General features: G+C 49.1%; 22 protein-coding genes, 1 other RNA gene and 1 other annotated feature. Of the genes, 21 read left to right on the top strand and 2 right to left on the bottom strand.

Annotated elements, in window-relative coordinates; all coding sequences use genetic code 11:
* Window positions 1–2 precede the first annotated feature (2 nt).
* From aspS to FQV30_RS10695, 3 genes are all read left to right on the top strand, one after another.
* Window positions 3–1772, top strand: coding sequence for an aspartate--tRNA ligase (gene aspS, locus FQV30_RS10705; RefSeq protein WP_146500140.1), 1770 nt, complete (start codon window positions 3–5; stop codon window positions 1770–1772).
* Between the two features lie 60 nt (window positions 1773–1832).
* A non-coding RNA gene (ssrS, locus tag FQV30_RS10700) (6S RNA) lies at window positions 1833–2016 on the top strand.
* A gap of 100 nt (window positions 2017–2116) precedes the next feature.
* Complete coding sequence (locus tag FQV30_RS10695) at window positions 2117–2881, top strand: tRNA threonylcarbamoyladenosine dehydratase (protein WP_146500139.1); 765 nt, start codon at window positions 2117–2119, stop codon at window positions 2879–2881.
* Window positions 2882–3018: 137 nt separating this feature from the next.
* Here FQV30_RS10695 and FQV30_RS10690 read toward each other — a convergent pair whose 3' ends face one another.
* Entirely contained in the window at window positions 3019–4308 is a 1290-nt protein-coding gene (locus FQV30_RS10690) for a replication-associated recombination protein A (RefSeq protein ID WP_146500138.1), read from the bottom strand.
* Window positions 4309–4440: 132 nt separating this feature from the next.
* Between FQV30_RS10690 and cymR the strand changes: the two genes are divergently transcribed.
* The 15 genes from cymR (at window position 4441) to mtnN (ending at window position 19176) form a co-directional block, all read left to right on the top strand.
* On the top strand, window positions 4441–4857 hold the full coding sequence (gene cymR / locus FQV30_RS10685) for a cysteine metabolism transcriptional regulator CymR (RefSeq protein ID WP_146500137.1): 417 nt from the start codon (window positions 4441–4443) through the stop codon (window positions 4855–4857).
* Between the two features lie 14 nt (window positions 4858–4871).
* Entirely contained in the window at window positions 4872–6005 is a 1134-nt protein-coding gene (locus FQV30_RS10680; protein WP_146500136.1) for a cysteine desulfurase family protein, read from the top strand.
* 14 nt (window positions 6006–6019) lie between these two features.
* Complete coding sequence (gene mnmA, locus FQV30_RS10675) at window positions 6020–7138, top strand: tRNA 2-thiouridine(34) synthase MnmA (protein ID WP_146500135.1); 1119 nt, start codon at window positions 6020–6022, stop codon at window positions 7136–7138.
* 14 nt (window positions 7139–7152) lie between these two features.
* On the top strand, window positions 7153–7809 hold the full coding sequence (locus tag FQV30_RS10670) for a tetratricopeptide repeat protein (RefSeq protein ID WP_186725620.1): 657 nt from the start codon (window positions 7153–7155) through the stop codon (window positions 7807–7809).
* A 23-nt stretch (window positions 7810–7832) separates the two neighbouring features.
* Window positions 7833–10232, top strand: coding sequence for an SF1B family DNA helicase RecD2 (gene recD2, locus FQV30_RS10665; RefSeq protein ID WP_146500133.1), 2400 nt, complete (start codon window positions 7833–7835; stop codon window positions 10230–10232).
* 191 nt (window positions 10233–10423) lie between these two features.
* Window positions 10424–10632, top strand: a binding site (T-box leader).
* Window positions 10633–10680: 48 nt separating this feature from the next.
* Window positions 10681–13305, top strand: coding sequence for an alanine--tRNA ligase (gene alaS / locus FQV30_RS10660; RefSeq protein WP_146500373.1), 2625 nt, complete (start codon window positions 10681–10683; stop codon window positions 13303–13305).
* 89 nt (window positions 13306–13394) lie between these two features.
* The gene (locus FQV30_RS10655) at window positions 13395–13661 is read left to right on the top strand and encodes an IreB family regulatory phosphoprotein (protein WP_146494533.1); all 267 of its coding nucleotides are present in this window, start codon (window positions 13395–13397) and stop codon (window positions 13659–13661) included.
* A gap of 2 nt (window positions 13662–13663) precedes the next feature.
* Window positions 13664–14080, top strand: a complete 417-nt coding sequence (ruvX, locus tag FQV30_RS10650; protein ID WP_146500132.1) for a Holliday junction resolvase RuvX — start codon at window positions 13664–13666, stop codon at window positions 14078–14080.
* A gap of 13 nt (window positions 14081–14093) precedes the next feature.
* Entirely contained in the window at window positions 14094–14402 is a 309-nt protein-coding gene (locus FQV30_RS10645) for a DUF1292 domain-containing protein (RefSeq protein WP_146500131.1), read from the top strand.
* Window positions 14403–14504: 102 nt separating this feature from the next.
* On the top strand, window positions 14505–15629 hold the full coding sequence (gene mltG, locus FQV30_RS10640) for an endolytic transglycosylase MltG (protein ID WP_146500130.1): 1125 nt from the start codon (window positions 14505–14507) through the stop codon (window positions 15627–15629).
* 109 nt (window positions 15630–15738) lie between these two features.
* Window positions 15739–16350 carry an O-methyltransferase gene (locus FQV30_RS10635; RefSeq protein WP_146500129.1) on the top strand — a complete coding sequence of 204 codons (612 nt, stop codon included), beginning with the start codon at window positions 15739–15741 and terminating at the stop codon, window positions 16348–16350.
* Between the two features lie 30 nt (window positions 16351–16380).
* Window positions 16381–17004 carry a uridine kinase gene (gene udk, locus FQV30_RS10630; protein ID WP_146500128.1) on the top strand — a complete coding sequence of 208 codons (624 nt, stop codon included), beginning with the start codon at window positions 16381–16383 and terminating at the stop codon, window positions 17002–17004.
* An 81-nt stretch (window positions 17005–17085) separates the two neighbouring features.
* Complete coding sequence (greA, locus tag FQV30_RS10625; protein WP_146500127.1) at window positions 17086–17562, top strand: transcription elongation factor GreA; 477 nt, start codon at window positions 17086–17088, stop codon at window positions 17560–17562.
* Between the two features lie 130 nt (window positions 17563–17692).
* Window positions 17693–18418, top strand: coding sequence for a DUF1510 family protein (locus FQV30_RS10620; protein WP_146500126.1), 726 nt, complete (start codon window positions 17693–17695; stop codon window positions 18416–18418).
* 53 nt (window positions 18419–18471) lie between these two features.
* On the top strand, window positions 18472–19176 hold the full coding sequence (gene mtnN, locus FQV30_RS10615) for a 5'-methylthioadenosine/S-adenosylhomocysteine nucleosidase (protein ID WP_146500125.1): 705 nt from the start codon (window positions 18472–18474) through the stop codon (window positions 19174–19176).
* Window positions 19177–19240: 64 nt separating this feature from the next.
* Here the strand turns inward: mtnN and pssA are convergent, their stop codons facing one another.
* Complete coding sequence (gene pssA, locus FQV30_RS10610; protein WP_146500124.1) at window positions 19241–19780, bottom strand: CDP-diacylglycerol--serine O-phosphatidyltransferase; 540 nt, start codon at window positions 19778–19780, stop codon at window positions 19241–19243.
* A gap of 93 nt (window positions 19781–19873) precedes the next feature.
* Here pssA and FQV30_RS10605 point away from each other — a divergent pair, with 93 nt between their 5' ends.
* Genes FQV30_RS10605 through yqeH form a run of 3 tightly spaced genes read left to right on the top strand, consistent with a single transcriptional unit; the run spans window position 19874 to window position 22308 of the window.
* Window positions 19874–20647, top strand: a complete 774-nt coding sequence (locus FQV30_RS10605) for a phosphatidylserine decarboxylase (protein ID WP_146500123.1) — start codon at window positions 19874–19876, stop codon at window positions 20645–20647.
* Window positions 20648–20686: 39 nt separating this feature from the next.
* Window positions 20687–21208: a YqeG family HAD IIIA-type phosphatase gene (locus tag FQV30_RS10600; RefSeq protein ID WP_146500122.1), complete on the top strand. Its 522-nt coding sequence runs from the start codon at window positions 20687–20689 to the stop codon at window positions 21206–21208.
* Window positions 21205–22308 carry a ribosome biogenesis GTPase YqeH gene (yqeH, locus tag FQV30_RS10595; protein ID WP_146500121.1) on the top strand — a complete coding sequence of 368 codons (1104 nt, stop codon included), beginning with the start codon at window positions 21205–21207 and terminating at the stop codon, window positions 22306–22308. Before FQV30_RS10600 ends, yqeH begins: the two co-directional genes overlap by 4 nt.
* Window position 22309: the final 1 nt, after the last annotated feature.

The following is a 22309-nucleotide window of genomic DNA, read 5'->3' as shown; positions in this document are numbered from 1 at the left end:
TTATGCTAAGATCGCATTATAGTGGAGAAGTAAACGAATCTGTCATCGGCCAGCGCGTCGCGTTGAAAGGATGGGTCCAAAAGCGGCGGGATCTGGGCGGTTTGATATTTGTTGATGTACGCGACCGCTCAGGTATTGTACAAGTGGTTTTCAATCCGAAAATCTCTGAGCAGGCAGTCGTGATCGGAGAAAAACTGCGCAACGAATTTGTTGTCAGCATCGAGGGCCTTGTGGTTGCAAGAGCCGAAGGCCAAGTGAACCCAGCGATGGAAACCGGGAAAGTCGAAGTGCAGGTGGATCATGCAGCCATCATCAACGCAGCGAAAAATCCGCCGTTCGCAATTGAAGACAATACGGACGTCAACGAGGATTTGCGTTTGAAATACCGTTATTTGGATTTGCGCCGTCCTGTGATGTTCGAAACGTTCAAAATGCGTTCTGATATTATGAAGTCTGTCCGCAACTTCCTCGACAAAGAAGGATTCCTGGAAGTGGAAACTCCGATTTTGACAAAATCGACACCGGAAGGCGCCCGCGATTATTTGGTGCCGAGCCGCGTGCACGAAGGCGAATTCTACGCACTTCCGCAATCACCGCAGTTGTTCAAGCAAATGCTGATGGTTTCTGGTTTTGACAAGTACTACCAAATCGCCCGCTGTTTCCGCGATGAAGACTTGCGTGCTGACCGGCAGCCGGAATTCACGCAAATTGATATGGAAGTAAGTTTCCAAACGATGGAAGACATCATTCAGCTGAATGAACGCTTGATGGTCCAAATGATGAAAGAAGTTAGAAACATCAGCATCGAACCGGAATTCCAACGCATGAGCTATACGGAAGCGATGGACCGGTTCGGCTCAGACAAGCCGGATGTCCGTTTCGGACTGGAACTGGTGAACGTTTCCGACTTGGTCAAAGATTCCTCGTTCAAAGTGTTTACCGGCGCTGTCGAAAACGGCGGGCAAGTGAAATTGATCAATGTCAAAGGTGCTGCAGCCAACTACTCGCGCAAAGATATCGATGCGCTTGGTGAATTTGCGGCAGTATATGGCGCCAGAGGATTGGCGTGGCTGAAAGTGGAAGAAGAAGGCGTGAAAGGGCCGATCGCCAAGTTTTTCGAAGGCGATGCCTCTGCCGCCCTCATAGAGCGGGCAGAAGCGGAAGCGGGGGATTTGCTGCTGTTTGTTGCAGATTCAGCGTCGGTTGTTGCTGATGCGCTTGGCGCGCTCCGTTTGAAATTCGGCAAAGAGCTCGGCTTGATCGACAACTCTGTTTACAAATTTTTGTGGATCACTGACTGGCCGTTGTTTGAATACGATGAAAAAGAAGGCCGTTATTTTGCTGCCCACCATCCGTTCACAATGCCGTTCGAGGAAGATATCGACAAATTGGAGTCCGAGCCGCAGAACGTCCGCGCGCAGGCGTATGACTTGGTCTTGAACGGCTACGAACTTGGCGGAGGATCAACGCGCATTTACCGCCGCGATATCCAAGAGAAAATGTTCAGCGTTCTCGGATTTTCGGAAGAAGAAGCAAGAGCCCAATTCGGCTTCTTGATGGAAGCATTCGAATACGGAACGCCTCCGCACGGCGGAATTGCATTTGGGTTGGACCGCTTGGTCATGCTGCTGTCTGGCAGTACGAATTTGCGCGATACCATCGCCTTCCCGAAAACAGCAAGCGCCAGCGACCTTTTGACAAATGCCCCGAGCCCTGTGTCGCAAGCGCAGCTTGAGGAATTAAGCCTAGCGGTGAAAGAACAGAATAATTAAATAGCTTCAGATTAAAACATTTGTCTATTCCGTGAAGGTGTGCTAATATCTAGTTATTAAAGAATCCTGATGTGTTCGTTTTCAGCAATTCAGTTTTGACCCAACATTTTGTCGTCGGGAGACTGGATTTCATCATGGCTAACATGCCCTCACCGGAAGTTAAAAGTGATGAAGAGGTCACCCACCTGCTAGAAGCGGGTTCAAAGCGATGAGCATCAAAAAAGACGGCACGATCGGGATTCTTTATCAACTTAAAACTTTTCTCCCTCCTGCAATTTGTCGGAGGGATTTTTTATGTGTATAATTCCTAGTACACCGATTAATTTTTGAAGGGCAGGGACATCATGTTACATCAATTTTCTCGAAACGAACTTGCAATAGGCAAAGAAGGCCTTGATTTAGTGAAAAATACAACTGTTGCCATCCTTGGCGTCGGGGGTGTCGGATCATTCGCTGCGGAAGCTGTAGCGCGCAGCGGCGTTGGCCGGATCATTCTCGTGGATAAGGACAATGTCGACATTACGAATATCAACCGCCAGCTGGTGGCCAATCTATCCACAGTCGGCCAATCCAAAGCGGAAGTGATGAAACGGCGCATTGCCGACGTCAACGCGGATTGCGAAGTTATTTCTTTACATATGTTCTACACCGAAGAAACATATGAAGAATTTTTCAGCTACAACCCGGATTACGTTATCGATGCTTCCGATACAATGATTTATAAAGTCCACTTGATGCAGGAATGCTATAAGCGCGGAGTGAAGATCATCTCCAGCATGGGAGCGGCGAACAAAACTGACCCTACCCGCTTCCAGATTGCGGACATTTCCAAAACGCACACAGATCCTCTTGCAAAAGTGATCCGCAAAAAACTGCGCGATGCGGGCATCAAAAAAGGCATTCCCGTCGTGTTTTCGGATGAAAGCCCGATTGTCGTGCGCGAAGATGTGGTAGAGACAGTCGGCAAGCCAGGCGCCGCTATCCGCAAAGCGCAAATGCCGCCTAGCTCCAATGCGTTCACACCTTCGGCAGTCGGCTTGATCACGGCCAGCTGGGTCATCAATGACATTACAAAAAACATACCGATCAAGCGTGTTCGCACAAACTAATGGGAGCCGGCTCGAAATTTGAGCCGGTTTTTCTATGGGAATTATAGGGGATAGCATCAGCTGTGCGTCCAGTGACAGCAAGCGAGCGGAAAAGGAACATATAAAAACGCCATCTCCTTTTCAGGAAATGGCGAGCTTTACCGTTTGTTTTTTCGGAACGTCTTCAGTTTTTCGTAAATGCCTGCGAACTTTTTTTCTTCTCCGGCAATGACCGGCTTGTAGTACTCGGCGTTTTTGATAGCGGCCGGCAAATAATCCTGGTCGGCCCAGCCGCCGAACGAGCCGATCGGCGTGTCATGCGGGTAGCGGTAGCCTTGATGGCCAAGTTCGGCGCTGCCTGCATAATGCGCATCACGCAAATGCATCGGAATGTCGCCGGTCTGTCCTTTATGGATAGCGGCTGTGGCTGCGTCTATCGCTTTGTATGCCGAATTGGATTTCTCGGACAAGCACATCTCGGCGACTGCCTGCGCCAGCGGAATGCGCGCTTCCGGCAAGCCAAGGCGGTCGGCTGCCTGGCAGGCTGCAAGCACATGTCCGCCAACAGCCGGATTGGCAAGGCCGATGTCTTCGTATGCCATGACGAGGAGCCGCCGCGTGACGGCCGTCAAATCACCGTTTTCAAGCAAATGCGCCAAGTAATACATAGCCGCATTGACGTCGCTGCCGCGAACTGATTTCTGGAGCGCAGATAACAGGTTGAAAAAATGCGATCCTTTTTTGTCGCCGAAGAGGCCGATGCGTTTCATCATCTGTTCGATGATTGCGTCATCTGCAATCGTTTTGCCATCGCGTTCGTCGGAAGCCATAACAATCGATTCGAGCATCGTCAGCGCCTTTCGGGCGTCGCCGTTCGAACCCAGCGCAATGCGCTCGATTTGTTCTTTCGATATTTCGATAGCCTGATTGCCGAGTCCGCGTTTTGGATCTTCCAGCGCGCTTGTCAATAGCTTGGCAACATCATCTTGGGTCAGGCGCTTCAACTGCTTGATTTCTCCGCAGCGGGAACGTATCGCTGGATTAACGTCGTGGAAAGGGTTTTCCGTAGTCGCCCCGATCAAAATGATCGAGCCGCTTTCGACATGCGGCAAGAGCGCGTCTTGCTGGAGTTTGTTGAAACGATGGATTTCATCAAGGAACAACAGCACTTTGCCGGTCATCCGGGATTCGGCGACAACGTCTTCCACATCTTTTTTGCCCGACGTTGTTGCATTCAAGGCGATGAACGGCAGTTTCGATGTGCCCGCAATGGCATGGGCGATCGAGGTTTTGCCGATGCCCGGCTCGCCATACAAAAGCATGGACGGGATATGCCCGTTTTTGATCATCTTATATAATGCGGTTTGTGGACCGATGACGTCCTGCTGGCCGACGACTTCGTCGATCGTCCGCGGACGCATCCGGAAAGCCAAAGGTTCGTTCTGCAAATAAAAAACTCCTTCCGTACATCTGTTCCATCAGTATATCGCGTCAACTTTGAAAAGTCATTGCAAGTCCATTTGGCGCATTTATGCTATACTGATTTGAAGAATAATGGAATTTGACTTAGAGGTGTAACCATGAAAATATCGACAAAAGGCCGCTACGGCTTGACCATAATGATCGCATTAGGAAAAGAATACGGCGAAGGTCCGGTTCCACTCCGGAAAATCGCTGCCGAATACGAATTGTCAGAAGCGTATTTGGAGCAATTGGTCGCCCCGCTCCGGAATTCGGGGCTGGTGAAAAGTGTCCGCGGAGCATACGGCGGATATATGCTGACGCGTTCGCCAAAGGAAATCTCAGCCGGTGATGTGATCCGCGTGCTGGAAGGCCCGATCCAGCCGGTTGAAGGCATTGACGACGAAGCCCAGCCGCAGCGGGAATTATGGGTGCGGATTCGCGACGCCGTGAAAAATGTGCTCGACACGACCACAATCGACGATTTAGCCAACCACCAAGACGGTGACAATGAAAACTACATGTTTTATATATAGAAGGAGTTAAGGAAATGAACCGAATTTATTTAGACCATGCGGCCACTTCTCCGATGCATCCGGAAGTGGTCCGAACTTTTACGGAAGCGCTCGGAACGGTTTACGGCAACCCATCCAGCATCCACGGCACGGGAAGAACAGCGCGCAAGGCGCTTGATGATGCACGGCGTGTTTTCGCTAAAAGCATCAATGCAGAAGATCCGGAAATCATCATCACGAGCGGCGGGACAGAAGCGGACAATTTGGCGATTTTCGGGACTGCCGCAAAAAAGGCAGGAAAACACATCATTGCAACTGCGATTGAGCATCACGCGGTCTTGCATGCCTGCGCCAAATTGGAACGCGAAGGCTATGAAGTCACTTATCTGCCGGTCGATGCAAATGGGCGCGTCGAGGCAGAAGACGTGAAAAAAGCCCTCCGGGAAGATACAATTTTAGTGACGGTTATGCTGGGCAACAATGAAGTGGGAACAATCCAGCCGATTGCGGAAATCGGGGAGCTGCTCAAAGATACAGGCGTCACTTTCCATACCGACGCAGTGCAGGCTTATGGCCTCCTGCCGATTGATGTGGACGAATTGAACGTGGATCTATTATCCGTTTCCGCCCATAAGCTGAACGGGCCAAAAGGCGTCGGCTTCCTGTACCAGCGCAAAGGGACGCCGCTTGCACCCCAGCTGATCGGCGGGGAGCAGGAACGCAAGCGCCGCGCGGGAACGGAAAACGTGCCAGGCATTGCGGCATTCGCTAAAGCCGTCGCCATTTCTTTGGAAACAAAAGAGGAGAAATGGGAGCAGTATAACGGCTTTAAAGAAATGTTCAAAACCGTTCTTCGGAACGAAGGCATAAAATTCAGCGAAAACGGCAGCCACCAAATGCCGCATATTTTAAATTTAAGCATACCCGGCATCGATATCGAGTCGTTTTTGGTAAACCTCGATTTGGCCGGCATTTCTGCGTCAAGCGGTTCCGCCTGCACAGCGGGCTCGATCGATCCGTCGCACGTTCTCGTTGCAATGTTCGGTGAAAAAGCGGAACAAATCCGCAACTCCATCCGGTTCAGTTTCGGCATTGGCCTGACTGAAGGGGATGTCATAAAAGCGGCTGAAAAAACAGCCCAAATCAGCAAGCGTTTAGCGCTTCAGTGAAAAGGTGAGAAACAATGACTGCAAAAGCACCACAAGATACACGCGTTGTCGTCGGGATGTCCGGCGGCGTCGACTCTTCAGTCGCCGCGTACCTATTGAAAGAACAAGGCTATGACGTGATCGGCATCTTCATGAAAAACTGGGATGACACCGATGAAAATGGCTTCTGTACAGCGACGGAAGATTATGAAGACGTCATCCGTGTCTGCAACCAAATCGGCATTCCTTATTACGCCGTCAACTTTGAGAAGCAATATTGGGACAAGGTGTTCACGTATTTCCTTGAGGAATACAAAGCGGGAAGAACACCGAACCCGGATGTCATGTGCAACAAGGAAATCAAGTTCAAGGCATTTTTGGAACACGCCTTGAGCCTCGGTGCTGATTATTTGGCGACCGGCCACTATGCGCAAGTGGAACATCAGGAAAACGGCGTTACCAAAATGCTGCGCGGCAAAGACAACAACAAAGACCAAACCTATTTCCTGAACCAATTGAACCAAGACCAGTTGTCGAAAGTCATGTTCCCGATCGGCCATATGGAAAAGAAACGGGTGCGTGAAATCGCGCTCCAAGCAGGGCTAGCCACTGCAACGAAAAAAGATTCGACAGGCATCTGCTTTATCGGCGAACGCAATTTCAAAACATTCCTTGGCCAATACTTGCCGGCTCAGCCGGGCTCGATGGAGACGCTTGAAGGCGTCAAAATGGGCACGCATGACGGCTTGATGTATTATACGATCGGCCAGCGCCAAGGCTTGGGCATTGGCGGCGCGGGAGATCCATGGTTCGTCATCGGGAAGGATTTGGACAAAAACATCCTGTATGTCGGCCAGAACATCAACCATGACGCCTTATTCTCGGACAGCTTATCGGCTGTCAACTTGAGTTTCACTTCGGACGCAGCGCCGACAGGGACGCTTGAGTGCACAGCGAAATTCCGTTATCGCCAAGCAGACGTGAAAGTAAGTGTGGAATTTCTTGGCGACGAAGCTATTGTGACGTTTGCTGAACCGGTTCGCGCAATCACCCCGGGGCAAGCGGTAGTGTTCTACGACGGCGACGAATGCCTGGGCGGGGGAACGATCGACCGCGTCTTCAAAAACGGTGCACGCCTTGAATATGTAGGTTAATAGGAGAGAAAAAAATGAATTACAACGAAATCGGCATTCATGCGCTTCAAGAAGGCAACACCGAAGAAGCGATCAAAGCATTCACACAGGCAATCGAAGAACAGCCGGACAATCCGCTCGGCTATATCAATTTCGGCCACGTCCTGACTTCGATGGATGATGTTGAGCGGGCAGAGCGCTTTTTCCAAAAAGCGCTTACGCTCGATGAAACTTCAGCGACGGCATACTACGGCTTGGCCAATCTCTATTTCAACTCGGAACGTTACGAGGAAGCGCTAAAGCTTTATGAAAAAGCGGTGCAGTATGGGCTTGAAGGCGCCGATGCGCATTTCATGATCGGCAAGTGCCTGGGGCGGCTCGATCAGCCGAAATTGGCATTGCCGTATTTGCAGCGGGCTGTGGAATTGGACAGAAACGACGTGCCGGCACGCCTCAGCTATGGCATTACGCTCGCTTCAATGGAGTTGTTCGATTTAGCGGAACCGCAATTCCAAAAAGTGCTGGAACTTGATCCGGACAATTCGGATGCCCATTATAATCTGGGTATTCTTTATGCAGTGTCAACCAACCGCACAGCAGATGCGCTCCATCATCTGAAACAGGCGTATACATTGGATGAAAACAATGAAATGGCGCGTTATGCATACGATATGATTTCCACACAGCTTTAAAAAAGTGAAAGGAGGCGGCTGGCATGGCAGGGCAAATCGATTTGTTTCAAGAAGAAGTTCAGTTTGTACTGGGACGTCCGGTCGTTTCTATTTTTCACAATCCCGATAATTTGTTTTCCATCGCAAAAGTGAAAATCCAACAGACAAACACCTCGTATGAAGAAAAAGAAATCATCGTATCCGGCTACTTCCCCCAGTTATCGCTCGAGGAACAGTACCGGTTTACCGGAGCGGTCAGGAACCATCCGAAATACGGCGTCCAGTTCCAGGTCGAGACGTTCACGAAAGAAGTGCCGGAAACCGAACAGGGCATCATCCATTATCTATCAAGTGATATGTTCAATGGCATCGGACGGAAAACCGCTGAAACGATCGTCAAGAAGCTTGGAAAAGACGCGATAAAAAAAATCCTGGAAGACCCGGAAGCGCTCGACGCTATTCCGCGGCTCTCGGATGATAAAAAGGACAATATCCGTTCGACGCTGCAGATGAATCTTGGGCTTGAGCGGGTCATGATCCAATTGAACGATTGGGGCTTCGGCCCGCAGGTCGGCATGCGCATTTACCAGGCATACCGGGAGGAGACCATCGATCTGTTGACAAAAAACCCGTTCCGCCTCATTGAGGAGATCGAAGGCATCGGTTTTCAGCGGGCGGATGAACTTGGTGCCAAGCTTGGCATCACAGGCAGCCACCCGGACCGGATCAAAGCGTCGGTCCTGCATTTGCTGAACCAGGCTTCACTTTCGGAAGGGCACGTCTATGTCGACGCAAAAACGCTGATTCCGCTTGTGAAACAGCTGCTGGAAACGAGCCAGCGCGAAGAGATTTCCATCGAAGCCATTTCAAAAGCGATGATCGAACTGAATGAAGAAGGCAAAGTAGCGGGGGAAGAAACGCGGCTTTATTTGCCGTCATTGTATTATTCCGAAGTGGGGATTGCGACAAAGCTCGAGACATTGCTTTCTTCCCAGGAAAACCGCGACCGGTTCCCGGCTTCGGAGGTGCGCCGGGCACTCGGGGAAGCGGAGGAGCGGCTTGGCGTGAACTACGCCGAGACGCAGATCGAGGCGATCGACTCAAGCATCAATTCGTCGGTGATGATTTTGACCGGCGGCCCAGGTACGGGCAAAACGACCGTCGTCAGGGGACTGGTGGAAGTGTATGCCGAACTGCATGGACTGTCGCTGGATCCGAAGGATTACGCCAAGAAGAAAGAACCTTTTCCGATCATTCTGGCAGCGCCGACCGGGCGTGCCGCAAAACGCCTGAGCGAATCGACGGAACTTCCGGCGATGACGATCCACCGGCTCCTCGGCTTTAACGGCCAGGAAAAAGAGGAAGAAACCGAGAAAGAAATCGAAGGCAAACTGATCATCATCGATGAAATGTCGATGGTCGACACATGGCTCGCCCATCAATTGCTGAAAGCTGTGCCCGAAGATGCGCAGATCATTTTTGTCGGCGATCAGGACCAGCTGCCGCCTGTCGGGCCGGGCCAGGTGCTCCGCGATTTGCTCGACGCCAAACGAATTCCGACAGTCGAGCTGAAAGACATCTACCGGCAATCTTCCGGTTCATCGATCATCGAACTTGCCCACCAGATGAAAAACGGCCAGCTGCCGGCGGACATCACGGCAAAAACATCGGATCGCTCATTTATCAAAGCGGGAGCTGAGCAGATTCCGTCGGTTGTTGAAAAAGTTGTGAAAAGTGCGCTGTCAAAAGGCCATTCGATCAAAGACATACAAGTGCTTGCACCGATGTACAAAGGGCCGGCCGGCATCGATGCGCTGAACCGCATGATTCAGGAAATGGTCAACCCGAATCCCGACGGCACACGGAAAGAGCTGGTATTTGGCGACATCACCTACCGGATCGGCGACAAGATCCTGCAGCTTGTCAACCAGCCGGAAAGCAATGTCTTCAACGGAGATATGGGCGAAGTGGTGGCCATCATGAAAGCGAAAGAAACCGTTGAGAAACAAGACATGCTCGTGGCGTCGTTTGACGGCATTGAAGTGACATACCAGCGCAGCGATTTGAATCAGCTGACGCTCGCGTACTGCTGTTCCATCCATAAGGCGCAGGGTTCGGAATTCCCGACGGTCATCATGCCGGTCGTCCGGGGCTATATGAAAATGCTGCGGCGGAATTTGCTGTACACGGGAATCACCCGGAGCAAAGACTTTCTGATTCTTTGCGGAGACCCGGGCGTTTTCCGTTTCGGTGTAGAGCGCACCGACGACACCCAGCGCATGACGACGCTGAAAGACCGCCTTGCCGCCTCAACAAAAGAGCCGGCGCCGGAAATTCTCCAGGAAGAAGCCGGGCCAGCAAGCTTGACCGCCGAGAACGCCCATGCAATCCATCCGCTGATCGGCATGGAAGGCGTCACACCGCGTGATTTTTTAGAAGCGTAATGAAAACGGAAAGCGCCCGCGGGCGCTTTTTTGTTTGTATATGAAAGAGGGCGCCATCACACTCCAACGAGGGTATTTCCCTGGCGATGGCAGATCCGTAGGATGGACAGGCGCTTTCCGGATACCATAAAGAGGACCTCAGCTATTGACACAATTCAGCCCTGTTCTATATAATTCAATTTATATCCATACCCAACACATTGATGGAGAAAGTATAAGATTGCGTCCGTCCAGAAAGAGGTTCCCCGGCTGAAAGAACCTCCGGCATGCTGTTTTAGAAAGCTACTCCTGAGTGCAGCTAATCCCTGCCGTTTTGCCGCGTTAAGGCGCTTCGAGAGACATGGGCGAGTTTGTCCGTGTAACTAGGGTGGTACCGCGAATGTTAGCCTTCGTCCCTTTCATGGGATGAAGGCTTTTTATTATGTAAAGGAGGAAAAACATGAAAACCATGAAGACGATGAAAGCAGCAGACATCAGAAAAATGTATTTGGATTTCTTTAAGGAAAAAGGCCATGACCAGGAGCCGAGCGCACCGCTCGTGCCGTTTGAGGATCCATCCCTTTTGTGGATCAACAGCGGGGTGGCGACGCTGAAAAAATACTTTGACGGACGCATCATCCCGGAAAATCCGCGCATAGTGAATGCCCAAAAATCGATCCGCACAAATGACATCGAAAACGTCGGGAAAACAGCACGGCACCATACGTTTTTTGAAATGCTCGGCAACTTTTCAATCGGGGAATATTTCAAAAAAGAAGCGATTCATTGGGCATGGGAATTTTTAACAGACGACAAATGGATCGGATTCGACCCGGAAAAACTTTCTGTTACCATTCATCCGGAAGATGAGGAAGCCTACGAGATCTGGCTGAACGAAGTCGGAATTCCAGCAGAACGCATCATCCGCCTTGAAGGGAACTTCTGGGATATCGGGGAAGGCCCGAGCGGACCGAACTCGGAGATTTTCTATGACCGAGGCGAAAGCTACGGCAATGACCTGAACGATCCGGAACTGTATCCAGGCGGAGAAAACGACCGCTATTTGGAAATCTGGAACTTGGTGTTTTCCCAGTTCAACCACAACCCGGACCATACGTACACGCCGCTGCCGAAGCAAAACATAGATACCGGCATGGGGCTTGAGCGCATTACGTCGGTTGTCCAGGATGTTCCGACCAACTATGACACGGATTTGTTCATGCCGATCATCGAGAAAACAGAAGCGATTTCAGGCAAGAAATACGGCGAGGACGCTGAAGCTGATATGGCATTCAAGGTGATTGCCGACCACGTCCGCACGGTAGCATTCGCAATCGGCGACGGAGCGCTTCCTTCCAATGAAGGCCGGGGCTACGTATTGCGCCGCCTGCTTCGCCGAGCAGTCCGCTTCGCGAAGAAATTGGGCATCGAAAAGCCGTTCATGTACGAATTGGTTCCTGTAGTCGGCGAAATCATGGTCGACTTCTACCCGGAAGTCAAAGACAAGCAGGATTTCATCATCCGCGTTATGAAACTGGAAGAAGAGCGTTTCCACGAAACGCTTCATGACGGCCTGGAAATTTTGTCGCAAGTTGTGGCCTTGCAGAAAGAAGCGGGCAAGAAGGAAGTTCCTGGCGAAGATGCATTCCGCCTGTATGACACATACGGCTTCCCGATTGAATTGACAGAAGAATATGCTGAAGACGAAGGCATGACGGTCGACTATGCCGGATTTGAAGCCGCAATGGAAGCTCAGCGCGACCGCGCAAGAAGCGCGCGCCAAAACGTCAACTCGATGCAGAGCCAGTCGGAAGTGCTCGGCAATATCAAAGAACCGAGCAAATTTGTCGGCTACAGCAATACGGTGGCTGACGCACAAGTGGCGGTCATCATCAAAGACGGCGAACTTGCCGAAAGCGCCCAGGAAGGCGATGAAGTGCAAGTCATTTTGGACCAGACGCCATTCTACGCTGAGAGCGGCGGACAAATTGCCGACCGTGGAACCCTGTCAAACGATTTGGTCCATGCGGCAGTGCTGGATGTTAAAAAAGCGCCGAATGGCCAAAACCTGCATACTGTCCGCGTGGAATCAGGCGAATTGACGAAGTCGGCAGTGCATGCCCAAGTGGATGCTTCAGAACGCCGCCATACGGTGAAAAACCATACGGCGACCCACCTATTGCACCAGGCGCTAAAAGACGTTTTGGGGACGCACGTGAACCAGGCAGGCTCATATGTCGGACCTGACCGCCTGCGCTTTGACTTCTCGCATTTCGGAGGCGTAACAAAAGAAGAACTCGATCAGATCGAGCAGATCGTCAATGAAAAGGTATGGGGCGGCATTCCTGTCCAAACCGGCTACCATAACTTGCAGGAAGCGAAAGATATGGGCGCGATGGCGTTGTTCGGCGAAAAATACGGCGACATCGTCCGTGTTGTGGAAATCGGCGGCTATTCGCTGGAGTTATGCGGCGGCGTCCATGTGAACAACACTGCAGAAATCGGCCTGTTTAAAATCGTCTCTGAAAGCGGCATCGGTGCCGGCATTCGCCGCATTGAAGCTGTTACAGGGAAAGGTGCTTATGAAAGCCTGAAGGACAGTGAGCGCACGCTGGAGCAGGCAGCCGGCTTGCTGAAAGCTGCCCCAAAAGATCTGGTCCAGAAAGTTCAGTCGTTCCAGCAGGAAATGAAAGGGCTGCAGCGTGAAAACGAATCGCTGATGGCCAAAATTTCCAATGCCCAGTCCGGTGAAATCATGGAAAAAGCTCGCCAAGTCGGGGATGTTACTGTGCTGTCCACAAAAGTGGAAGCGAAAGACAACAACCAGCTGCGCCAGATGATGGACGACCTGAAACAGAAGTTCGAGAAAGCGGTCCTTGTGCTCGGCGCGACAGACGGCGAGAAAGTCATGCTGGTAGCGGGCGTCACAAAAGATCTGGTTGGCGGGAACTATCATGCGGGCCAAATCGTCAAACATGTTGCAGAGCAGTGTGGAGGCAAAGGCGGCGGCCGGCCTGATATGGCCATGGCGGGTGCTAAAAACCCGGACAAGCTGGATGCTGCCCTTGAATCTGTCTACACTTTGCTTAAATAGGTTTTATAAATGCGGGTAATCGTATATAATGAAAAACAAGGAAGCGGGAACTTTTTCTCCTAGCCAAATCAGAAAGCGAGGTGCTTGTCGTGAGTTCATTTGACAAAACCATGAAGTTCAATTCGCCTGATGAATCAATGCAGCAAGAAGTGAAACAGGTGATGCTTCAAGTTCATGCTTCACTGGAAGAGAAAGGCTATAATCCGATCAATCAAATTGTCGGATATTTATTATCAGGTGATCCGGCTTATATTCCTCGCCACCAAGATGCACGAAATATGATACGCAAACTGGAACGGGATGAAATTCTCGAAGAGCTTGTGAAATTCTATATCAAAAAGAATAATGAGGAATAAACATGCGGACAATGGGACTTGATGTCGGTTCAAAAACAATCGGGGTTGCGATCAGCGATGCATTTGGGTGGACTGCCCAAGGCATCGAAACCGTCAAAATCAATGAATCGGCAGAAGAATTCGGAATGGAGCGCCTCGGTGAACTGATCAAGCAATACGAAGTCACCGAAGTGGTCGTCGGCTATCCGAAAAACATGAATAATACCATAGGCCCCCGGGCTGAAGCATCCGAAAGATTTGCAGCTTTGCTCAAAGAAGCGTATGCTATACCGGTAGTCTTATGGGATGAACGGCTCACGACATCTGCTGCTGAAAAGATGTTGATCTCAGCAGACGTCAGCCGGAAGAATCGCAAAAAAGTGATTGACAAGATGGCTGCGGTCATGATCTTGCAAGGCTATCTTGATTTTAAAAAATGATGAGGTGACGCAAATGGAACACGGACAAGAGCACATTACAGTCGTTGATGAAAACGGCAACGAGCAACTATTTGAAGTATTGTTTACATTTGATTCGGAGGAATTCGGAAAGTCTTATGTACTGTACTTCCCGGTCGGCGCTGAAGAAGACGAAGAAGGCGAAATTGAAATTCATGCATCTTCCTTCACTGAAACTGCAGACGCTGATTCTGCTGTGGGCGGCGGAGAACTTCAACCGGTTGAAACTGACGAAGAATGGGACATGATCGAAGAAATGCTGAACACGTTCCTTGACGAAGAAGAAGAAAACGAAGAAGTTTGATCGAAGGATCGGAAGAGGGGCGGAATTGAAATCTAATTCCGCCTTTTTCTTTTGTGCTGATTTCTTGTATACTTGTAAGTGACAAGCTAAGGGGGGGAACCCGTGGAAAATCAATCTAAAAAAGAGATCATGCTGGCACGGATGAAAGAGAAAAAACAAGAGGTGAGGGTCGTCCGGCGCATTGTATTTGTAATTGCACTTATTCTACTGCTTATTATTGGCATAGCGGGATTCCGCACTTACAATTTTGTTTCCGGCGCCTTGAAGCCGGTGGATCCGGATTCGGAGAAAGTCATCGATATCAATGTGCCGATCGGCTCCAATCTGGATAGCATTTCCGAATTGCTGGAAGAAAACGGCTTAGTGAAAGATGCCCGTGTCTACAAATATTATGTGAAGTTCAACAACCAGGCGGAATTTCAAGCCGGCGACTACGGCTTAAGGCCGTCCATGACGCTTGATGAAATTACGGAAAGCTTGAAAACCGGAAAAGTTTACCGCGAGCCTTTGTTCAGCATCACATTCCCGGAAGGTTTGACGATTGAAGAAATCGCGGAAAACGTCATCGCCCAAAAAACCGATTTCACTGCGGAAGAATTCATTGAAAAAATGAAGGACAAAGCATATATCGAAGAATTGATGGCCGAGCATCCGGAGTTATTGACGGAAGAAATACTGGACGAAGACATCCGCTATCCGCTGGAAGGCTATCTGTTCCCGGCGACTTATCCATTCTACGAAGAAGATCCTTCCTTGACGCTGATCATCGAGCAGATGCTTGATGCCACCGAAACAAATGTGATGCAGTACAAGTCGGTGCTGGATGAAATGGATAAAACGCCGCATTGGCTATTGACTTTCGCTTCGCTGCTCGAGGAAGAGGCGACCGCACAGTCGGACCGCCAAACAATCGCCAGCGTCTTCTACAATCGTTTGGAAAAGGACATGCCGCTGCAAACGGATCCGACCGTCATCTATGCGATGGGCGAACACAAAGAACGGCTGTTCAACAAGGATTATGAATTTGAACATCCGTACAGCACCTATCAGAACAAAGGATTGCCGCCTGGGCCGATTGCCTCTGCTGGCCTATCGTCCATACAGGCCGTTATAGACCCGGCTGACACCGAGTACGAATATTTCCTGGCAGATTCTGAAGGCAAGAACCATTTCGCGAAAACTTACGAAGAACACCTGGAAAACCAGGAAAAGTATATTGGAAATTAACCCAAGAAGAGAAGGATGCGGCGACGCTTTCCTTCTTCTTTTTGAATTAAATTTTATTATATGGTATGATGGGGTGTAATTTTTGTAGGGTAAAAAAGGAGCTTTCTGCATGACAAATGAGCATATAACAGCAACATTGCAATCGATCAAAGCATATGCTGCAGAGCACCATGTGCCTATCATGGAAGACCAGGGCATCGAATTCCTTCTGCAATTGTTGCGTGAACAAAAGCCGGAGTCGGTATTGGAAATTGGAGCGGCAATCGGCTTCTCAGCCATAAAAGTGGCGGTGGCTCTGCCTGGGTGCACCATCGATACGATTGAACGGGACAATGGGCGATTCCATAAAGCGGTGGAATTCATAGGCGAAGCCGGGCTGGAGGGGAAAATCCGGGTTTTCCATGCGGACGCACTTGAACTGGAGTTGAAAGAACTGGGCTCTTCCTATGACGCGATTTTCATAGATGCAGCAAAAGGCCAGTACGACCGATTTTTCGAAAAATATGAAACGCTGTTGGCAAAGGGCGGGGTTTTGTATTGCGATAATATGAAAATGCACGGCTTGGCGGAACAGGAAATTTCCGAAGTGCCGAGGCGAAAACGGACGATGATCCGGAATATCAAACAGTTCAGGGAGAAAATGATGGCCCATCCCGACTACGACACGACGTTGTTATCGGCCGGAGACGGCATCATGGTTTGTAAAAAGAAGCAAGCATAAAAATATAGCGGCATGCAAGGAGCTTGGAAAATGTCTAAAAATCGTCCAGTTGTAATCGGAATTGCGGGCGGCTCGGGTTCGGGGAAAACGAGCGTCACAAATTCCATCTACGAAGTATTCAAAGAAAATTCAGTTGTGGTCATTGAACAAGACTATTACTACAAAGACCAAAGCCATTTGGCTTTTGAAGAACGCTTGAAAACCAATTATGACCATCCTTTGGCTTTTGATACCGATTTGCTTATCGAGCACATCAACAGCCTGCTGGAAAGAAAGCCGATTGAAAAGCCCGTATACAATTACGCATTACATACGCGTTCAGAAGAGACAGTAGGAATCGAACCGAAAGATGTGATCATCCTTGAAGGCATTTTGGTGCTGGATGATGTTCGCCTCCGTGAACTGATGGATATCAAGCTGTTTGTCGATACAGACGCCGATTTGCGGATTATCCGCCGCTTGCTTCGCGATATCAACGAGCGCGGACGGACCATCGATTCTGTCATCGACCAATACTTGAAGGTGGTCCGGCCGATGCACAACCAGTTTATCGAACCGACCAAACGCTATGCGGATGTTATCATCCCCGAAGGCGGCCAAAATCAAGTTGCAATCGATTTAATGGTTACAAAAATTAAAACAATTCTTGAATAGAATGGGTTATTATAATATGATGATACGAGACTGACGGATATTCACAGTTATCTAGAGTCAGCAGTTGAAGGAGTGGGGAAAATGGCAAACGAAAAACAATTTCCAATGACAGCTGCAGGAAAGCAGAAATTGGAAGATGAACTGGACTTCTTAAAAACTGTAAAACGTAAAGAAGTCGTTGAACGCATCAAAGTCGCTCGCAGTTTCGGGGATTTATCCGAGAACTCCGAGTATGATTCCGCAAAAGAAGATCAGGCATTTGTGGAAGGACGCATCGCCCAATTGGAATCGATGATCCGCAATGCCGTAATTATAACTGATGATGAAACCAATAAAGATATCGTTCGCCTAGGGACTACAGTAACATTCGTGGAAATTCCAAGCGGCGACGAAGAATCTTATACAATTGTGGGATCAGCGGAAGCGGACCCTCTTGAAGGACGCATTTCAAACGACTCGCCAATCGCGAAAAGCATGATTGGCCGCACAATTGGCGAAAACGTTAAGGTATTGACACCGGGCGGGGAAATGGAAATAAAAATCGTTTCTATCTCCTAGTCTGAATGGCCATTCTTTTGAGAATGGCTATTTTTATTAAATCGCCCTGAAAATGAAACATTCCTTATGTCAAAACGTCAAATTTGTTACATGGAATTATGGTAAAATAATTTGAAGAGGAGGCAACCGAATGTCAAATAACGAACCGCCACGTTATCCTTCTCGTTTGAAAAAGAAGAAAAACCGATCGAATGCAATTTTAAATGGAATGATCGGGTTAGTTTTTGCATTGATTCTCATAACTGGCGCGTTTATTTTCCTGGGCAGTGGAAATGAAGAAACGCAAGAGCTGGAAACGGTGCAGATCAAGACAGAATCTGAAGAACAAGCGAGCGACACGGATAACGCTGCAGAAGAAGCAAATGCAACAGCGGGAAATGGTGAAGAACAAGCACAGCCGGATAGCGCTGCGGAAGAATCCGATGAAGGCGATTCCGCTGAAAACAGCGGAAAAGAATCGGATGAAGAAACAGGGGCAGAAGAAAAAGAAGGTACGGTAATTGGTGGAACAATCACCAGTGCGGCATCCAGTGATCCGATTGTAGAAGAAACAGTCATCAATACAAGCTGGGAGCCTGTCAAAACTTCTCAAAAAGGAGACCACGTTTCGGTTTATGAAAAGGATTCAGTGGACTGGAAAGAGAAAGTGGAAGCTATTTCTTATGCTACAGGTTTGAAAGCGGACAATATGTATATCATGAGAATTCAAAACGGCGGCGGCCCTCAAAAATCGATTGGCGTTGTTCAATCGAAAGACCAAGAGGAAAAATACCGCGTGCATTTGGAATGGGTGGACGGCAAAGGCTGGAAACCGGTCAAAATGGATATTTTAAAAACGCTGGAAGGCGCCTATTAACTACGGGCGCCTTTTTGTACGGAATAGCCCAAAGAAGAAAGGAAGAACAAATTATGAGAATCGGTGTAATCGGTGCAATGGAAGAAGAAGTTGAATTGATGAGAGCTAGCCTTGATGGGGTAAAGACAGAGGAAATAGCGAATTGTGAATTTACTTCAGGTACATACAAAGGGCAGGAAGTGGTGTTGTTGAAGAGCGGAATCGGCAAAGTTAACGCTGCGTTGTCAACGACGCTTCTCTTGCATCATTTCAAACCGGATGTGGTCATCAATACCGGTTCTGCCGGCGGCTTTGATGCCGATCTGGAAGTCGGCGCTATTGTCATTTCGGATGAAGTGCGCCACCATGATGTGGATGTGACGGTGTTCGGATATGAAATGGGCCAAGTTCCTCAAATGCCGGCGGCTTTCCTTTCGCATCAGCCGTTGATTGACATGGCAGTGGAAGCTGTAGAAGAATTGGGAGAGCATCCGTATGCTGTCGGATTGATAGCGACCGGCGATTCGTTCATGAACGATCCCGAACGCGTCGAAAAAGTTCGCGAGGCGTTTCCGTCGATGAAAGCTTCTGAAATGGAAGCGGCAGCTGTGGCGCAAGTGTGCCATCAGTTCGACGTGCCGTTTGTCGTGATCCGCGCCTTGTCTGATATTGCTGGAAAAGAATCCAACGTCTCTTTCGAAGAGTTTTTGCCGGTAGCTGCCAAACACTCTACTGAGATTGTCCATAACGTCATCGAGCGCCTTTCGAAAAAAGCTTGATTTTTGAAGTTCGGCGGACAGTGCAGGCATAGAAAAAGCTGCGGGCATAAAACGCCCGCAGCTTTTAAATTTTCTTCAATGTAAAAGTGCTTACCATCAATAACGAACAAATGATAAAAAGGAACATATAAAAGACGGGCGGAAAGACGGATAACCCAAAAAAAGATAACGTGACGACAGTTCCGGCAGCAGTGATAGGCAGCCCCGTAAAATACCCGTTCGACTCGGAAATATTGAAGCGGGCAAGGCGGAAAGCTCCACTTGCTATGTAAAAGACAGTAAAAACCATTCCGGTTATGCCGAAATCCCTCAACACCAATTCATAAAGGAGTATGGCCGGCGCCACACCGAAGGAAATGATGTCACTCATCGAATCCAGCTGTTTGCCGAGCTCAGACTCCTGATTGAACTTTCTAGCGACGATTCCGTCAAAACGATCCAGAAAAGCTGCGACAAAAATGAATAGCACACTGTAGCTAAAAGCTCCATTCAACGCCGCCATTACAGAAGCGCCGCCAAATCCCATATTGCCGATAGTCAGAATGTTGGCGGATTGGGACCTAAGCTTTTTGACTGTGTGATCCATCCGTTCTATAAATAACAATGGAAAACACTCCTTTTTTGTCAACTTATTCTGTTCATTATACTGTGTAAGCGAAAATAATGGTAGACTATTTTAAGCAATGGAGGTGTTTGAGTGAAGAAAAAGTTATATCAAAGAACAATTGAATTGACCAATGGACCTATAACATCAAATATGATCCGCCAGTTTGCGCAGTCGGGCAGCAGCCGTTGGATGATTCCCGGCTATATCAAAACCTATAAGATATCGGTTGACGACGTCGAAAATTCCTTATCTTCTTTCCCCTCACTCCATGAATTTTTCATCCGCAAGCTAAAAGAACAAAGCCGGCCAATAGCGGATGCTCCGATTGTTTCTCCAGTAGACGGGAAAATTGAAATCGCGGGGGACTTGCACGACGGCATTCGGTTCCTTGTAAAAAACCAGCATTATTCGCTTTCGGACCTGCTTGGCGATCAAGCTTTGTCCAAGGCTTACGAAAATGGGAAATACGTTGTGCTTTACCTGTCGCCAGCCGACTATCACCGTATCCATAGCCCGGCTGAAGGGGAAGTGAAGAAACAATATGTGCTCGGCAAAAAATCCTATCCGGTAAACCAGGCGGGGCTGAGGTATGGCAAATCGCCGATCAGCGGAAACTACCGGTTGATCACCGAGCTGGAAACTGAGTTCGGCCGTATGCTTGTCGTTAAAGTCGGTGCGATGTTCATCAACTCGATTGAACTAACCAATCGGAAAAAGCACTGGGAAAAAGGAGAGGAAGTAGCGTATTTCAGCTTTGGATCGACAGTTGTGCTGTTTTTCGAAGAAAACACCATCGCTTTCAATGAAAAAGTAAGAGCCGGCCATGCCATCAAGGTGGGAGAAGCACTGGCAAATATGCTATAATCTATTGAATGAAGTTCGAGAAAACGGGAGTGGTTTGCAATGATCAAAAATTTTATACCAAGCCAGTTCGTTAAAAAAGTGTCGGATATTACACCGGAATCGCTGCTGGAAAAAAATATTAAAGGCATTATTACCGATTTGGACAATACCCTGGTGGAGTGGGACCGGCCAGAAGCCACGCCGTTGTTGATCGAGTGGCTAAAATCGATGAAAGATGCAGGAATCCAAGTTGTCATTGTGTCGAATAACAATGAAATGCGGGTCAAATCTTTTGCCGACCCATTGGAAATTCCTTTTATCCATCAAGCAAGGAAGCCGATGGGCCGGGCGTTCCGAAAAGCGCTCAAGATCATGGAAGTGAAAAGGGAAAACGTCGTCGTAATCGGCGATCAAATGCTGACCGACATTTTCGGCGGCAACTTGAACAAGCTGCATACCATCCTGGTTGTGCCGGTCGCGCAGAGCGACGGCTTTTTTACACGCATCAACCGGGTTGTTGAACGCAGGATCATGAAAAGGTTAAAAGAAAAAGGGCAATTGATGTGGGAGGAAGAAAATTGAACGAAATACCAACTTGTATCGGATGCGGCGCGCAAATCCAGACGGATCGTCCAGGGGAACCGGGCTATGCACCGCAATCTTCATTAAACAAAGAAGAAATTATCTGCCAGCGCTGTTTCAGGCTGAAGAACTATAACGAATTGCAGCCGGTGTCGCTAACCGACGACGATTTCCTTCGCATTTTGAACGGGCTTGGCGAACGCAAAGGGCTCATCGTCAAAATCGTCGATATCTTCGATTTCAACGGCAGCTGGCTGCCGGGGCTGCACCGGTTTGTCGGCAATAACGATATTTTATTGATTGCCAACAAAGCCGACCTTTTGCCGAAATCCGTCAAGCAGCATAAGCTGATCCAATGGATGAAACAAGAGGCGAAAAAATTAGGATTGAAACCGATCGATGTATTGACGGTTAGCGCGCATAAAGGGACAGGCATCGACGAAGCTATGGAAGCGATCGACCAATACCGCAAAGGCGAGGATGTCTATGTTGTCGGCTGTACGAATGTCGGGAAATCGACGTTCATCAACCGGGTGATCAAACAAGCCACTGGCCAATCGGATATTATCACGACTTCCCATTTCCCGGGAACTACGCTTGACATGATTGAAATTCCGTTGGACGATGAGCGCTCTCTTTACGATACGCCGGGAATCATCAATCACCATCAATTGGCGCACCATCTGCAGCCAGCCGATTTGAAGATGATTATGCCGAAAAAAGAAATCAAACCGCGGATATTCCAGTTGAATCCGGAACAGACGCTTTATATCGGCGGTCTTGCCCGATTTGACTTTGTTCAAGGGGACCGGTCATCGTTCACTGTGCACGTTGCGAACGACCTGCCGATCCACCGCACAAAACTTGAGAATGCGGATGCCCTTTACGAACAGCATTTTGGCAGTATGCTTGCTCCGCCTTCCGCTGAATTCAAGGACGATTTCCCGGAACTTGTGCGCCATGAATTCAGTGTGAAAAACAGCAAAACCGACATCGTCTTTTCCGGGCTCGGCTGGATTACGGTTCAGCATCCGAATGTCGTTGTTGCAGCCTATGCCCCTAAAGGTGTAGAAGTGCTGCTAAGACCGTCACTTATATAGG

The sequence above is a fragment of the Planomicrobium sp. CPCC 101110 genome (genome assembly GCF_007859395.1).
In the GTDB taxonomy this organism is placed as follows: domain Bacteria; phylum Bacillota; class Bacilli; order Bacillales_A; family Planococcaceae; genus Planococcus.
This window is presented reverse-complemented; position numbering and strand designations above follow the sequence as displayed.

Bases quoted from the DNA above. Each gene is read 5' to 3' on its own strand.
- aspS (WP_146500140.1), top strand. From the start codon at position 3: ATGCTAAGATCGCATTATAGTGGAGAAGTAAACGAATCTGTCATCGGC.
- FQV30_RS10680 (WP_146500136.1), top strand. From the start codon at position 4,872: ATGAACCGAATTTATTTAGACCATGCGGCCACTTCTCCGATGCATCCG.
- udk (WP_146500128.1), top strand. From the start codon at position 16,381: ATGTCTAAAAATCGTCCAGTTGTAATCGGAATTGCGGGCGGCTCGGGT.
- FQV30_RS10635 (WP_146500129.1), top strand. From the start codon at position 15,739: ATGACAAATGAGCATATAACAGCAACATTGCAATCGATCAAAGCATAT.
- cymR (WP_146500137.1), top strand. From the start codon at position 4,441: ATGAAAATATCGACAAAAGGCCGCTACGGCTTGACCATAATGATCGCA.
- FQV30_RS10645 (WP_146500131.1), top strand. From the start codon at position 14,094: ATGGAACACGGACAAGAGCACATTACAGTCGTTGATGAAAACGGCAAC.
- FQV30_RS10600 (WP_146500122.1), top strand. From the start codon at position 20,687: ATGATCAAAAATTTTATACCAAGCCAGTTCGTTAAAAAAGTGTCGGAT.
- ruvX (WP_146500132.1), top strand. From the start codon at position 13,664: ATGCGGACAATGGGACTTGATGTCGGTTCAAAAACAATCGGGGTTGCG.
- FQV30_RS10620 (WP_146500126.1), top strand. From the start codon at position 17,693: ATGTCAAATAACGAACCGCCACGTTATCCTTCTCGTTTGAAAAAGAAG.
- FQV30_RS10695 (WP_146500139.1), top strand. From the start codon at position 2,117: ATGTTACATCAATTTTCTCGAAACGAACTTGCAATAGGCAAAGAAGGC.
- alaS (WP_146500373.1), top strand. From the start codon at position 10,681: ATGAAGACGATGAAAGCAGCAGACATCAGAAAAATGTATTTGGATTTC.
- FQV30_RS10670 (WP_186725620.1), top strand. From the start codon at position 7,153: ATGAATTACAACGAAATCGGCATTCATGCGCTTCAAGAAGGCAACACC.
- recD2 (WP_146500133.1), top strand. From the start codon at position 7,833: ATGGCAGGGCAAATCGATTTGTTTCAAGAAGAAGTTCAGTTTGTACTG.
- greA (WP_146500127.1), top strand. From the start codon at position 17,086: ATGGCAAACGAAAAACAATTTCCAATGACAGCTGCAGGAAAGCAGAAA.
- mnmA (WP_146500135.1), top strand. From the start codon at position 6,020: ATGACTGCAAAAGCACCACAAGATACACGCGTTGTCGTCGGGATGTCC.
- mtnN (WP_146500125.1), top strand. From the start codon at position 18,472: ATGAGAATCGGTGTAATCGGTGCAATGGAAGAAGAAGTTGAATTGATG.